The 13,265-nt window shown below is 68.2% G+C and carries 11 protein-coding genes; 4 read left to right on the forward strand and 7 right to left on the reverse strand.

Annotation, left to right across the window (positions count from 1 at the left end; all coding sequences use genetic code 11):
* Positions 1 to 129: 129 nt before the first annotated feature.
* Positions 130 to 726 (forward strand): glutathione S-transferase family protein, encoded by a 597-nt coding sequence (locus ACYQ2W_RS23295; RefSeq protein WP_459872862.1) that lies wholly within the window; start codon positions 130 to 132, stop codon positions 724 to 726.
* A gap of 156 nt (positions 727 to 882) precedes the next feature.
* On the opposite strand, the gene ACYQ2W_RS23300 is transcribed toward ACYQ2W_RS23295, so the two are convergent.
* The 7 genes from ACYQ2W_RS23300 to ACYQ2W_RS23330 all read right to left on the reverse strand — a co-directional run bounded on the left by ACYQ2W_RS23300 (position 883) and on the right by ACYQ2W_RS23330 (position 9,797).
* Positions 883 to 2,838, reverse strand: coding sequence for an ATP-binding protein (locus ACYQ2W_RS23300; RefSeq protein ID WP_459872864.1), 1,956 nt, complete (start codon positions 2,836 to 2,838; stop codon positions 883 to 885).
* A complete protein-coding gene (locus ACYQ2W_RS23305; RefSeq protein WP_459872866.1) occupies positions 2,835 to 3,758 on the reverse strand; it encodes a phosphate/phosphite/phosphonate ABC transporter substrate-binding protein in 924 nt (307 codons plus the stop codon). The genes ACYQ2W_RS23300 and ACYQ2W_RS23305 overlap by 4 nt, the downstream gene beginning before the upstream one ends.
* A 251-nt stretch (positions 3,759 to 4,009) precedes the next feature.
* Positions 4,010 to 5,119, reverse strand: coding sequence for an ABC transporter permease (locus tag ACYQ2W_RS23310; protein ID WP_459872868.1), 1,110 nt, complete (start codon positions 5,117 to 5,119; stop codon positions 4,010 to 4,012).
* A gap of 155 nt (positions 5,120 to 5,274) precedes the next feature.
* A complete protein-coding gene (locus ACYQ2W_RS23315) occupies positions 5,275 to 6,387 on the reverse strand; it encodes an ABC transporter permease (RefSeq protein ID WP_459872870.1) in 1,113 nt (370 codons plus the stop codon).
* On the reverse strand, positions 6,384 to 8,120 hold the full coding sequence (locus ACYQ2W_RS23320) for an ATP-binding cassette domain-containing protein (RefSeq protein WP_459872872.1): 1,737 nt from the start codon (positions 8,118 to 8,120) through the stop codon (positions 6,384 to 6,386). The genes ACYQ2W_RS23315 and ACYQ2W_RS23320 overlap by 4 nt, the downstream gene beginning before the upstream one ends.
* A 13-nt stretch (positions 8,121 to 8,133) precedes the next feature.
* Positions 8,134 to 9,156: an HlyD family secretion protein gene (locus tag ACYQ2W_RS23325; RefSeq protein WP_459872874.1), complete on the reverse strand. Its 1,023-nt coding sequence runs from the start codon at positions 9,154 to 9,156 to the stop codon at positions 8,134 to 8,136.
* The gene (locus tag ACYQ2W_RS23330) at positions 9,153 to 9,797 is read right to left on the reverse strand and encodes a TetR/AcrR family transcriptional regulator (RefSeq protein ID WP_459872876.1); all 645 of its coding nucleotides are present in this window, start codon (positions 9,795 to 9,797) and stop codon (positions 9,153 to 9,155) included. The genes ACYQ2W_RS23325 and ACYQ2W_RS23330 overlap by 4 nt, the downstream gene beginning before the upstream one ends.
* Before the next feature lie 161 nt (positions 9,798 to 9,958).
* Here ACYQ2W_RS23330 and ACYQ2W_RS23335 point away from each other — a divergent pair, with 161 nt between their 5' ends.
* The 3 genes from ACYQ2W_RS23335 (at position 9,959) to ACYQ2W_RS23345 (ending at position 13,089) form a co-directional block, all read left to right on the forward strand.
* Positions 9,959 to 10,357, forward strand: a complete 399-nt coding sequence (locus ACYQ2W_RS23335; RefSeq protein WP_459872878.1) for an MbcA/ParS/Xre antitoxin family protein — start codon at positions 9,959 to 9,961, stop codon at positions 10,355 to 10,357.
* A complete protein-coding gene (locus ACYQ2W_RS23340) occupies positions 10,341 to 11,021 on the forward strand; it encodes an RES family NAD+ phosphorylase (RefSeq protein WP_459872880.1) in 681 nt (226 codons plus the stop codon). The genes ACYQ2W_RS23335 and ACYQ2W_RS23340 overlap by 17 nt, the downstream gene beginning before the upstream one ends.
* A gap of 208 nt (positions 11,022 to 11,229) precedes the next feature.
* Positions 11,230 to 13,089: a CotH kinase family protein gene (locus tag ACYQ2W_RS23345; protein ID WP_459872882.1), complete on the forward strand. Its 1,860-nt coding sequence runs from the start codon at positions 11,230 to 11,232 to the stop codon at positions 13,087 to 13,089.
* The last annotated feature ends 176 nt before the right edge of the window (positions 13,090 to 13,265 follow it).

Here is a 13,265-nt window from a genome sequence, read left to right on the forward strand (position 1 = left end):
CCTAGGCCGCGACGGCGCCCTTTCCGCGAACCGCCGCATGTGTGTGTCGAGGGTGGCGCCCCGCACGATCGCGGCCTAGGGGCCGCTCCTACGGGAGACTTCATTTTTCGAAACCGGACGGAGTGATCCATGAACGATCTGACGCTGTACGACTATCCGCTCTCCGGCAACTGCTACAAGGTGCGGCTGTTCCTCGCCCTGCTCGGCCTGGAGTACCGGCGGGTGCCCATCGATATCCTTGCCGGTAAGAGCCAGACGCCGGAGTTTCGGCGTCTCAATCCGCGGGGACAGATCCCGTTGTTGGAGGTGGGTGAGGCGCGGATCTGGGACTCCCAGGCGATCCTCGTCTACCTCGCCCGCCGCTTCGGCGAGGAGCGCTGGCTGCCACGGGAGCCGCTGGCCGAGGCGCGGGTGATGCAGTGGCTGGCGGTGGCGGAGAACGAGCTGCTCTACGGGCTGGCCCGCGCCCGGGCGGTGCGCCGGCTGAACCGCCCGTTCGACCTGACGCAGTGCCAGGAGGAGGGACGGGCGGGGTTGGCGGTGCTGGAGTCGCGGCTCGCCGCGGCGCAGTGGTTGGCGGGGGAGGGGGCGACCATCGCCGACGTCGCCTGCTATCCCTACGTGCTGCTGGCCCACGAGGGGGAGGTGTCGCTGGAGCCCTATCCGGGGGTGCGGCGCTGGCTGGAGCGGGTGGCGGCCCTGCCGGGGTGGGTGGCGATGGGATAGGACGCCTTGTGTGCTCTGCTCCTCTGCGCGCGCCACCCGATTCTCATCTCGAAACCGTCGCCGCTACCGCGGCGACGCAAACGGGGGCACCGTTGTCTGAGGCATTGCCGTGCTCGCCGACCGGAAGGCCGCGGCGGTCGGTTGGTTCGTCGCGGTTCAGGCTTCGCTGCCTCCGTTCGCGTCGCGGCGGTAGCCGCGACCTACGCGGGCGTGGGTGGAGATGGCGGCGAGCAGGTGGGCCTTGTCGATCGGCTTGGTGAGGAAGCCGTCGAGGCCCGCCTCGCGGCACTGCGTCTCGTGCTCGCGCATGGCGTGGGCGGTCAGCGCGATGATCGGTAGCGGCGTTCGCCCCTCGGCGCGCTCCCACTCGCGGATCGCGCGGGTCGCCCCGTAGCCGTCCATCACCGGCATCTGGAGGTCCATCAGCACCAGATCGTAGGGGTGCTCGCGCACCGCCGCCACCGCGGCCGCGCCGTCGGTGACGGTGTGCAGCGTATGGCGCTCGCGCTTGAGGAGGCTGCGGATCAGCAGGGCGTTGTCGGCGGAGTCCTCGGCGAGCAGGATGCGCCGGGGCGCGGCGGGGGCGAGTGGCCGCTCCGCCGCGGGTCCCTCGGCCGGCGCCTCGGGGTCCGCCGGGGAGACCGGCAGGGTGAAAGCGAAGCGGCTGCCGTGGTCCGGCGCGCTCTCCAGTCGGAGTTGCCCGCCGAGGCGGTCCACCAGGTGGCGGGTGATGGTCAGGCCCAGTCCGCTGCCGCCATAGCGGCGGCTGTCGGAGGCATCGCTCTGGGTGAACGGTTCGAAGATCGCTGCCTGCTCCTCTTCGGCGATGCCGATGCCGGTGTCCGCCACGACGAAGCGCAGCTCTCGCCCGATATCGGCCCACTCCACCTCGATGGCGATGCCGCCGTGGTGGGTGAATTTGACCGCGTTGCCCACCAGGTTGACCAGGATCTGGCGCAGACGGCCGGCGTCGCCGACCCAGCGCTCGTCGATGCCGTCGGGGATGCGCGGCTCCAGGTAGAGTCCCTTGCTGCGGGCCGCCTCCCCCAGCAGGTCGATCACCGAGCCGACCACCTCGCGCAGTTGGAAGGGGGCGTAGTGCAGGTCGACCCGCCCCGCCTCCAGCCGCGACAGGTCGAGGATGTCGTTGATCAGCTCCAGCAGGCTGCGCCCCGCGCGCCGCTGCACCTCCAGGTAGTGGCGCTGCTCCTCGTCGAGGGGGCCGTCGCCGATCAGTTCGGCCATGCCGAGAATCGAGTTCATGGGGGTGCGGATCTCGTGGCTCATCATGGCGAGGAAGCGGCTCTTCGCCCGGTTGGCCGATTCGGCGTGCTCCTTCGCCTCGCGCAGCCGCGCCTCGGCCGTGCGCAGCTCCCGCTCCTCGTTGCTGAGGGTGTCGAGCATGCGGTTGATGCCGACCGCCAGTTGGCCCACCTCATCGGGGCGGTCGGTGGGGGCGCGCAGGTCGCGGCGGCCGTGGCGGGTGCCGTCGGCCACCGCCATCAGGCGGTAGAGGCCGCCGGTGAGGCCGCGCGCCATCAGGAAGGCGAAGAGGATGCCGACGCTGATCGCGAACAGGGTGTAGAGCGCCCCCTCGACGGTGACCAGGCGCAGCCCCTGGAGGCTCTTCTCCTGGCTCAGGCTGATGCGCGCCCAGCCCACCGCCTGGCCGCTGCTGAGGATCGGGGCGGCGACGTCGATCACCCGCGGGTCCTCCACCAGGACCACCGGCCCGGTGGCGGCGTCGAGCAGGGTGCGGCTCACCGGGTCGGCGAGGTACAGGCCGGTGTGGCCGGGGGCGCTGTGGCCGAGCACCTCGCCGTCGAGGTCGGTGACCAGGGCGTAGCGCAGCTCGGGGTAGCCCCGCATGGCGTCGAGCAGCTCCTCCAGGCCGATGTAGTCGCGGGCCAGCACCCAGGCGGTGCTGCTGGCGGCGAGCGCCCGGCTGAGGCCGATCGCCTGGGCCACTGCCTGGCGGTGGAGGAAATCGCGTTGGCGCTCCACCAGATCGAAGATGAACAGCGTCATCAGCACCGCGTGGACCAGGGCGATGGTGATCATCAGCTGGCGCCGGATAGAGGCGGACCAGAGGCGGTGCAGGCGGCGGATCATGACTCGTCCCGGAGGGGGCGGACTTCCCGCTCGAAGCGCTTGAGGAACTCCACTACAGGTTGGTAGGTGGCCTCGCTGGCCGGTTCGAAGCGCGACAGCTCCATCGGCGCGAGGATCGCCTGCCCCTCCGGGTGGTTGTGCAGGTCGAAGAGCAGCTCGCCGACCCGTGCCACCAGCGTGGGCGGGGTGTCGTTGCGGGCCACCAGCCCGTTGTTGGGCAGCGTCTCGGTGCGCCACTTCACCTCCAGCTCCGCGGCGACCTCCGGGCGCTCCTTGGCGAAGGCGCGCCACGGCGGCGGCCAGGTGGCACCGGCGGCGGTCTCGCCGAGGTAGACGTTCATGATCGAGGACTCCTGGGAGCCGACGTAGCGGTTGTCGATCTCCGTCATCACGTCGACGCCGTGGCTCTTCAGGAACCACTGGGGGAGCATGGTGGCGGCGAGCGCGGTGGGGGCGGGGTAGCTCACCGCACGGCCCTTGAGGTCGGCGGGGGTGTCGACGCCGGCGTCGCGGCGTACCAGCAGGATGCCGCGGAAGTTCTCGTCGTCGCCCATCTTGCCGAACACCCGGTAGCCGTGGCCGAGGGTGGTGACCGTCTGATAGGGGTTGGGCAGGGCGAGGTGGAAGTGGCGGCCGAACAGCTTCTCGTCGTAGGCGGCGTAGTTGCGCGAGGCCTCCAGCTCGATCCGCGCGCCCTTCAGGTGGCGGTTGAGATACTCCACCAGGGGATGGTAGATGGCGAACAGCCGTTCGGGGTTGTGCAGCGGGTGGACGCCGAAGAGGTAGACCGGGGTGTGGCCGGGCGGCTGGTCGGTGAAGCGCGGCCAGTACTCTTCGCCCTCCTCCGAGCGGCAGCCGGGGGTGATCAGGAGTGCGCCGAGCAGTCCCAGCAGGGCGATAAGGGGAGGGAATTTGCGCATGTAACGATGATCGCCGCGGCGGGGCCGGGTTCCCGCGTCAAATTCGAGTATAGATCGGGGCGGCGGCGGTGGCTGCGGGTAGTTCCACGCGGGACCATGAGGGAGGATGCGGCATGCCGTTCCGATCCCGCGAAACTCGATCGGCTCGACCTCAGGAAACGCACCGGTTCCGGTTGAGGGGGGGCTACAGGGCGCCCCGTGGGCGCCGTGCCAAAAGAAACCGGCGTGTCGTTCGGGGCGCCCGATAGGGGTCAATACATCCGGTGGCGGAACAGCCAGCCGGCGGCGGTGAGGCAGACCGCGGCGATCGCCGCCAGCGGCCACAGTTGCGGCAGCAGCAGGTCGAGGGTCGCCCCCTCCAGGAACACCCCGCGCAAAGTCGTCAGGTAGTAGCGCATCGGGTTGAGGTAGGTGAGCAGCTGCACCGCCGGCGGCATGTTGGCGATCGGCGTGGCGAAGCCGGAGAGGATCACCGACGGCACCAGGAACAGGAAGGCGCCGAGCAGCGCCTGCTGCAGGGTGGTGGCGAGCGAGGAGATCATCAGCCCCACCCCCACCGCGGCGAGCAGGAAGAGCGTGATGCCGGCATACAGCGCGGTGAGCTGGCCGACCAGCGGGACGTGGAACCAGAACACCGCCAGCAGCACCACCAGCGACCCCTCGAAGAGCCCGATCAGCAGACCCGGCAGCGCCTTGCCCAGCAGGATCTCCGCCGGCCGCAGCGGGGTGACCAGCAACTGGTCGAAGGTGCCCTGCTCGCGCTCGCGGGCCACCGAGAGGGCGGTCACCACCATGGTCACCACCAGGGTGAGGATGCCGACCACGCCGGGGATGAAGTACCAACGGCTCTCCAGGTTGGGGTTGTACCAGGCGCGCATCACCAGCCGCGATGGCGGTCCCTGTCGGCCGTGTTCGCGCAGCCACTGTCGGTTGAAGTCGGCGACGATCTCGTTGGCGTAGGAGAGGGCGACCTGGGCGGTGTTGGAGTTGCGCCCGTCGACCAGCAGCTGCACCGGCGCCGAGCCGCCGGCGGCCAGCTCGGCGGTGAAGCGCGGGTCGAGCTGGATCACCAGCATCACCTTGCGGGCGTCGATCAGATCGGCAATCTCGCCGTTGCGGCGGATCTCGCGCACCGGCTTGAAGTGGGGCGAGCCGGCGAAGCCGGCGAGCAGTTGGCGCGCCGCATAGCCGCCGTCGCGGTCGAACACCGCGTAGGGCACCTCGCGCAGGTCGTAGGAGGCGGCGTAGCCGAACACCACCAGCTGGATCAGCGGCGGCACGATGATCACCATCCGGCTGCGCTTGTCCTTGAGCAGCGCCAGGAACTCCTTGAGCACCAGGGCGAGGATGCGTTGCAGCATGGGTGTTACTCCCTCCACGTGTCGCGGGTAGGGCGGATTAGCGATAGCGTAATCCGCCGGGAACGGAGGCACCTTCGCCGGAGGCAGCTCCGATGTGGCGGATTACGCTAACGCTAATCCGCCCTACGGTTCGGGGTTCTTTTCGGCGCACAGGCCTACTCCAACCGCTTGCGGATCATCCGCCGGCTCATGCCGAGGAAGAACGCCGCCATCACCACCAGCGCTGCGGCGTTGGGCAGGATCACGCTCCACACATCGCCGGCCAGGAACAGCGTCTGCAGGATGGCGACGAAGTAGCGGGCGGCGACGATGTGGGTGATCGCCTGGACCACCGCCGGCATGCTGTCGATGTCGAAGAGGAAACCCGAGAGCAGGAAGGCGGGGAGGAAGGTGGTGATGATGGCGGCCATGCCGGCGACGAACTGGTTGCGCGCCACCACCGAGATCAGCAGCCCCATTCCCAGGGCGGCGAGCAGGAACAGGCTGGAGGCGACCACCAGCACCCAGAACGATCCGCGCAGCGGCACCCCGAACAGCCCCAGCGCCATCGCCACCGACAGCGCCATGCCGCCCATGCCGAGGACGAAGTAGGGGAGGATCTTGCCGATCAGGATCTCGCGCATCGCCACCGGGGTGACCATCAGCGCCTCCAGGGTGCCGCGCTCCCACTCGCGGGCCATCACCAGGGCGGTGAGCAGCGCGCCGACCAGGGTCATGTTGACCACCAGCAGTCCCGGCACCAGGTAGTTGCGACTGCGCAGCTCCGGGTTGAACCAGATCCGCGCCTCGGCCCGCGCGGGCTGCGGGAAGGGCAGGGCGCGGGCCTTCAGCTCGCGCTCCAGCCAGCTGGACCACACCCCCTGGATGTAGCCCTGCAGCAGGCGGGCGGAGTTGGCGTCGACCCCGTTGACGATCAGTTGAATGGGCGCGTCGTGGGTGGCCAGCAGGCGGCGGGCGAAGTCCCGGGGCAGGATCACGATGCCGTCGACCCGCCGCTGGTGGAGGGCGCGGCGGGCGCTCTGGCGGTCGGCGTAGCGCCGCGGGGTGAAGTACTTCGACTGCTCGAAGGCGGCGGCGAAGCTCATCGCCTCGGCGCTCGGCTGCTCCACCACCAGGGCCACCGACACGTGCTCGGAGTCCATCGACACGCCGTAGCCGAAGAGCAGCAGCAGGAACACCGGCAGCAGGAAGGCGATGGCGATGCTGCTCGGGTCGCGCAGCACCTGCAGGAACTCCTTGCGCAGCAGGCCGCGGAGCCGCCGGTTCATGCCGCCTCCTCCGGCCCCATTTGGGACTGGTGGGCCTCGATCAGCTCGATGAAGGCGCTCTCCAGGGTCGGCTCCGGCTGCTCTGCGGTGGCGCTGCGCGCGCGCACCTCGGCCGGGCTGCCGAGGGCCAGCAGTTGGCCGGCGGCCATGATCGCCAGCCGGTCGCAGTATTCGGCCTCCTCCATGAAGTGGGTGGTCACCAGTACCGTCACCCCAGCCTCGGCCAGGGCGTTGATCCGCGCCCAGAACTCGCGGCGGGCCAGCGGATCGACCCCCGAGGTGGGCTCGTCGAGAAAGAGGATCTGCGGGCGGTGCATCAGCGCCGCGGCCATCGCCAGGCGCTGCTTGTAGCCGAGGGGGAGCTGGCCGCTCTCGGCGTCCAGGTAGTCGCCCAGCTCGAACGCCTCGCTCGCCCAGGCGAGTCGCTCGCGGCGCTCGCCCGCGCGCAGCCCGTAGGCCTTGGCGAAGAAGGTCAGGTTCTGGCGCACCGAGAGGTGGCCGTAGAGGGAGAACTTCTGCGACATGTAGCCGATCCGCTGGCGCGCCTTGGCCGGGGCGCGGCGCAGGTCGACGCCGGCCACCTGGAGGCGCCCGGCGCTGGCCGGCAGCAGGCCGCAGAGCATGCGGAAGGTGGTGGTCTTGCCGGCGCCGTTGGCGCCGAGCAGGCCAAACACCTCGCCGGAATGAACGCTGAAACTGAGGTCGCGCACCGCATCGAAGTCGCCGAAGCGCCGCCCCAGCCCCTCCACCGCGATCATCTCGCCGCCGTCGCCGCCTTGGCTTTCGAAGTGCAGCGGGGTGCGGTCGCCGCCGTCGTGGAGGCGGGCGACGAAGGCGTCCTCGAAGCGCGGAGGGACCGCCGCGCAGCGGGTCTCGGGGTCGAGCCCGGCGAGGTCCGGTGGACCGGGTTCGGCGGTCAGTACGCGCACCGAATCGCCCTGCACCACCGCGTCGAGCACCCCCGGGATCCGGCCGAGTTGCCCCTGCAACCCGCGTCGACCGATGCCGTCGTTGCGCACATGGAAACAGCGCCCGGCCAACGGCGCGCTGAAGCCTGCGGGCGGCCCCTGGTCGACCACCTGCCCACGGTGCAGGAGGATCACCTCGGCACAGCGCTCCGCCTCGTCGAGGTAGGCGGTGGAGAGCAGCACGCTCATCCCTTGCCTCTCCACCAGGCGATAGACGATCGCCCACAACTCGCGCCGCGACACCGGATCGACCCCCACCGTCGGCTCGTCGAGCAGCAGCAGCCGCGGCGGCTTGACCAGGGTGCAGGCGAGCCCCAGCTTCTGCTTCATGCCGCCGGAGAGCCGCCCGGCGAGGCGTTTGGTGAACGGGCCGAGGCCGGTCATCTCCGTCAGCTCGGCGTAGCGGGCGGGGCGCTCGGCGGGGGCAACCCCCTGGAGGTCGGCGTAGAGGTCGAGGTTCTCCTGCACGCTCAGATCCTCGTAGAGGCCGAAGCGCTGCGGCATGTAGCCGATCTGCGCCTGCACCGCCAGGGCGTTGCGGGTGGCATCGAGGCCGAGCACGGTGATCTCGCCCGCATCGGGCACGAACAGCCCGGCGGCCAGCCGCATGAAGGTGGTCTTGCCGGCGCCGTCCGGACCGATCAGTCCGGTCACCGTGCCGCCGCGCACGGCGAGCTCCACCCCGTCGAGGGCGGTCACGGTGCGTTTGCCGGCCTGGAACGTCTTGTTCAGGCCACGGCTGACCAGGACCGGTTCGCCATCCATCGCCGGGCGGCCTTTACGGCTTCCCGCAGCCGGGCGCGGCCAGCGGCGGGGCGGTGGGGTCGAGGGTCACGGTCACCGGCATCCCCAGGCGCAGCTCCCCCTGCGGATCGCAGAGGAAGACGCGCACCTGATAGACCAGGTCGGCGCGCACCTCGGTGGTCTGCACCGACTTGGGGGTGAACTCGGCGCTCGGCGAGATGTAGCCGATCCAGCCTGGGTAGCGCTTGCCGGGGAAGCTGTCGCTGGCGACGGTGGCCGGCATCCCCGGTTTCACCTTGCCCAGCTCGGTCTCCGCCAGGTAGGCCCGTGCCCACAGCGGCTCGGTCAGTGCCAGGGTGTAGACCGGGCGGTCCGGCGAGGCCATGTCGCCCGGCTCCAGGATGCGGTTCTGGATCACCCCGGCGGCCGGCGCGGTGAGCCGGGCGTCGGCCAGATTGCGCTCGGCCAGCGCCTGCTCCGCCTCCAGCGCGGCGAGGCTGGCGCGCGCCGCCGCGATCTGCTCCTTGCGCGGCCCCGCCTCGGCCAGCTCCAGCCCGGCGCGCACCGAGCGCACCTTGGCCTCGGCCGCCTCGGCGGCGGTGCGGGCGTCGTCGGACTGCTGCGGCGAGGCGAGTTTCTTGTGCTCCAGGTCGCGCATCCTCGCGGCGCTGCGCACCGCGTTGGCCGCCTCGGTCTGCGCCGCCTCCAGCTCGGCGTGCAGCTTGCGGATCTCCTCGACGCGGGTGCCCGCCTCCAGCTCGGCGAGCTGCGCCTGCTGCGCCGCCACCTTGGCGGTGGCCGCATCCCGCGCCAGCTCCAGCCGCCGGGTGTCGAGCTGCGCCAGCAGCGTGCCGGCCGCCACTCGCGCTCCCTCGCTGGCCTGCATCTCGGCGATCCGCCCGCTCGCCTCGAAGGCGAGGTTGACCAGCCGCAGATCGATGTTGCCGTAGAGGGTGAGGTCGCCGTCGGCCTGCGCCGGCGGGTGGGCGTTGCGCCAGGCAACCGTCGCCCCCGCGGCGACCGCCAGCAGGAGCAGGGGAATGAGGATCTTCTTCATGGTTGCGACCCATCGTCGGGTTGTGAATTGAACAGCCGGTCGGCGACGAAGCGGCTCCAGCGCGCCGCGAACGCCTCGTTCACCTCGATACCGTAGACCGCGTGGACCAGCCCATGTGCCAGAAACGGGAAAATGGTCATCGCCAGCACCGACAGCGCGGCGAGATCGGCGTCGCCCGCGCGGGCCGGCGGCGCTTCTCCGAGCAGCTCGGTCAGCCCGCCGATCATGCGCCCCGCCACCTGGGTGGCGAACGCCTCGCGCAACGGCCCCTCGCGCAGCAGCACCTCGCGGGCCACCAGCGGCGGCAGCCACGGCTCGCGCAACAGCAGCTCCATGTGGGCCTGCAACAGCTCCGCCAGCGCCCCGCGGTCGTGGCGCCCGGCGGCCTGCAGCCCGGCGATGCGCTTCAGGGTCGGCGCCAGTGCCTCGCGCAGCACCGCCAGATAGAGCCCCTCCTTGTTGCCGAAGTAGTAGTGGATCATCGCCGGCGTCACCCCGGCGGCGCCGGCCAGCGCACGCACCGAGACCGCCTCGTAGCCCTTCTCCGCGAACAGCCGCCGGGCGGTGGCGAGCAGCGTGGCGCGCACCGCATCGCTGCTGCCGGCGGGGCGTCGGCCGGGGCGGGAGGTGGATGACGACATGGAAGTTGGCTCCGGATTTAAACGATCGTTTAAAAAAGGTAGCAGCAATTGGCGAGGAGGCAAAGGGGAGGAGCTTGCCCCGCCTTTTTCGGAGTTTCCCCCTGTTGATACGCCGTATCTGTAGTATTCTTAATAAAACTCTCAGCATGGAGTTTCCCGATATGCTTGCAGAAACCCACCCGATCGCCACCATGAACCCGTCGCGGGTCGCCGCTGCCGCGTTGCAGGGGTTCTTCAACATCACCGAGCAGTGGGGCCTGAGCGCCCGGGATCAGCGCCGGCTGTTGGGCGATCCCGCGGAGTCGACCTTCTTCAAGTGGAAGGCCGAGCGGAGCGCCAAGCGGCTCGATTCCGGCACCCTGGAGCGGGTGAGCTACATCCTCGGCATCCACAAGGCGCTGCGCATCCTGCTGCCCGGTGAGCGGGCGGCCTTCGAGTGGGTCAGGAAGCCCAACGATGCCCCGCTGTTCAACGGCCGTTCCGCCCTCGACCGGATGCTGGCCGGGCGCGTTGCCGACCTCTACGAAGTGCGGAAGTACCTTGATGGCGAGCGTGGATGACGCGCCGCGGGTGGAGTTGGACTGGGCATGTCAGTACCGGATCATCCCCTCAAAATACCCGCCGGTCTCGCTCTACGAATCCCTCATCGACCCCGATCTGCTGCCCGAGGCCTACGCCATCGAGGCGCTGACCAACGAGCGTTTGCGCGAAGAGGCCGGAGAGATCGCCCACGTCCTGCCGCAGGACCGGGTGGTCGGCCCCGGTTCCACCCCGGTCATGGCGGCCTTCACCCACCCGGCCGAAAGCCGTTTCAGCAACGGCGACTACGGCATCTACTACGCCGCCTCGACCCTGGAGACCGCGCTGGCCGAAACCCGCCACTCGCGCGCCGCCTTCATGGCCCGAACCCGTGAGGAGCCCGGTGAAATCGACATGCGGTGCTACATCGGGGAAGTGCTGAAAGCGGTGCGCGACGTTCGCGGCGAAGGGTTCCGGGAACTCCACCACCCCGACGATTGGACGCCCGCCCAGCGCTTCGGCCGAGAGGCGCGCAATCGCCGGGAGTGGGGCATCGTCTACCGCTCCGTTCGCCATCCGGGCGGCGAATGCCTGGCCGCCCTGCGCCCGCCCACCGTCTCCATCCCCCGCCAAGGCCCCCATTTCAGTTACTACTGGGATGGCGCGAAGATTACCCACGTCCTGCACAAACGGATCATCGGCTGATGCTTCGGCAAGGACGAACGTAGGGAGTGCCGAGGCACGAGGCGCACCATTTTCCGGACGCCAACCCTTTTCGATCGAAGGAGAAGACTCCTCGCTGATACCAGGGGTGGTTTGGCGGGATTTGTGCTACGTTCCGCGAACGGATCCTCGCGATCCGACGCCGAAGGATTCTGCTCGGGAAGAGACCCAATACAGGAGTCAATGGACGATGAAACTATTCAGGAACGTCTTCGCGTTATGGTTTGTCGTGGTATCGCTGGGCGCAGGCAGGAGCTATGCGGACAGCCCGTCGGTCGAAGCGGACAAGCTGTTCGATAATACGACCATCCCCCAACTGGTTTTGTATGTTTCACCCAAGCAGTGGAACTATCTGTTGAGCAATTTCAACACCAACCAGGCCAACGACCAATATATCAAGGCCGACAAGTTCGTCTTCCAGCCGATGACGGACGGCAAGGCGGCGGGGACGCCGACGATCCTTCCCAATATCCAATTGAAACTGAAGGGCAACACCAGTCGCATCTGTCCCGAGACCGGGACCAACGGCTGCGGCCCCCACGTCACCGGCTATGGCGCCTTTCACCAGGCCAACTTCAAACTGAAGTTCAAGGACGCCGACAGCGGCGACAAGCAGTACCTGTACGGCTACGAAAAGCTGGACATCAAGAGCTTCAAGGGACAGATGAACAAGGCCCGCGAGATCTACAGCTTCCAGACCCTCGCCGATATCCTCGGCCCGGTGCCTGGCGGACAGTATTCACTCGCCCCTCACATTGGCCATGCCCATCTCTACATTGCCATCCAGGGTGACAATAGCGCCGGCAACGCCTACAACCCGCTGGACGCCTCACAGCGATGTGACAACGGTTACTACTGCTATGACTTCGGCTACTACGAGATCATGGAACCGGTGAACAGCGACGGCTATCTGGATACCCGCTTCGCCAGCCACAAGGGCTACATGTGGAAGGGCAACTCCAAGGAGGTCTGCTTTACCGGTCTCGATATCGACAGCAGCGGATCGTGCAACCTGGACGCCTTCAAGCAGGCGGTGGCGAAGGCAAGCGCCAGCAACTGCGCGGACGGTGAGCCGTGTGATGCCTCGATCCCCTTCGGCATCAAGAACGAGCCGTGGAACGGGGTCAACGCCTACAAGCCCGCCTACGACTATCAGAGTTCGGAGAAGAATTTCGATAAGGCGATGAACCTCTTCGCCGCCTTCATCTACAACCTGAACTATCTCAGCGCCTCCGCACCCGAAGGCGGGGTCAGCCCGCTGGAGACGTGGATCGTCGACGGCACCACGCCGGACGGCTGGTCCAATCCCTTCGATCCCGACAACCGCCAGGGCTACCGATTCGACTATCAATCCTTCCTGACGACCATGGCCTTCGACGTGGCCATCGGCAGCTGGGACGACTATTGGTACAACCGGAACAACTTCGCGCTCTATTTCGACAAGGAGAATAAGATCGTCCACTTCATCCCCAACGACTATGACACCGTGCTGGGCAGCCTCCCCTCCAAGGATTCCCGGTGTGGCACGGTGATGGGGACGGTGGTGAAGACCTCGTTCGGCTTGAGCCCGAGCCGCCAGGGGCAGCGGCCGTTGATCAGCCGGCTGCTGGGGATTCCCCGGTTCGCCGCGGTGTATCAGCAGGCCCTGGGCGAAATCAAGTTGCGCATCGACCAGACGGTTGCCGACGATTACGCCCAGTTTGCCCGGCAGTATCAGCTCATCTGCCGGAACTTCAAGCAGAGCAAGGGAGCCGACTGCACCTCCACCGATCCGAACGACTACCTGTGCGCGAATCCGCAATACATCAACAACGGCGCGGATGCGAAGTGCGACTCGGGCGGTTATTTGACCCTCCCCAACCAGACCTCGGGGACCGACACCGTCGGGCTGCCGGCGGGGAGAAGCAAGATCGTCGCCGATCAGCCGGTGTGGTACGGGGCGTCGTTCTACCGGCTCTATTCGTCGAGCCGCTACGGCACGCAGCAGCCGACGGCCAACTACTTCCTGACGACGCAATACAACTTGGGAACCGGCTACCGCTGCAACTGAACATATGGGCCCCGTATGGGGCTCCTATTGCCTTTGCGATGTATGTTCGTTGGAACCGAGGAGCGGGAAGGTGGATTTTGAGAAAGATTATCGTCATGGCTGGGATTTTCCATTGGAGGCGACTGTTTCGAAAAATCGGAACTTAACGACGTTTTCTCGTCCCCACACTCTGCGTC

The sequence above is a fragment of the Endothiovibrio diazotrophicus genome, assembly GCF_054657215.1.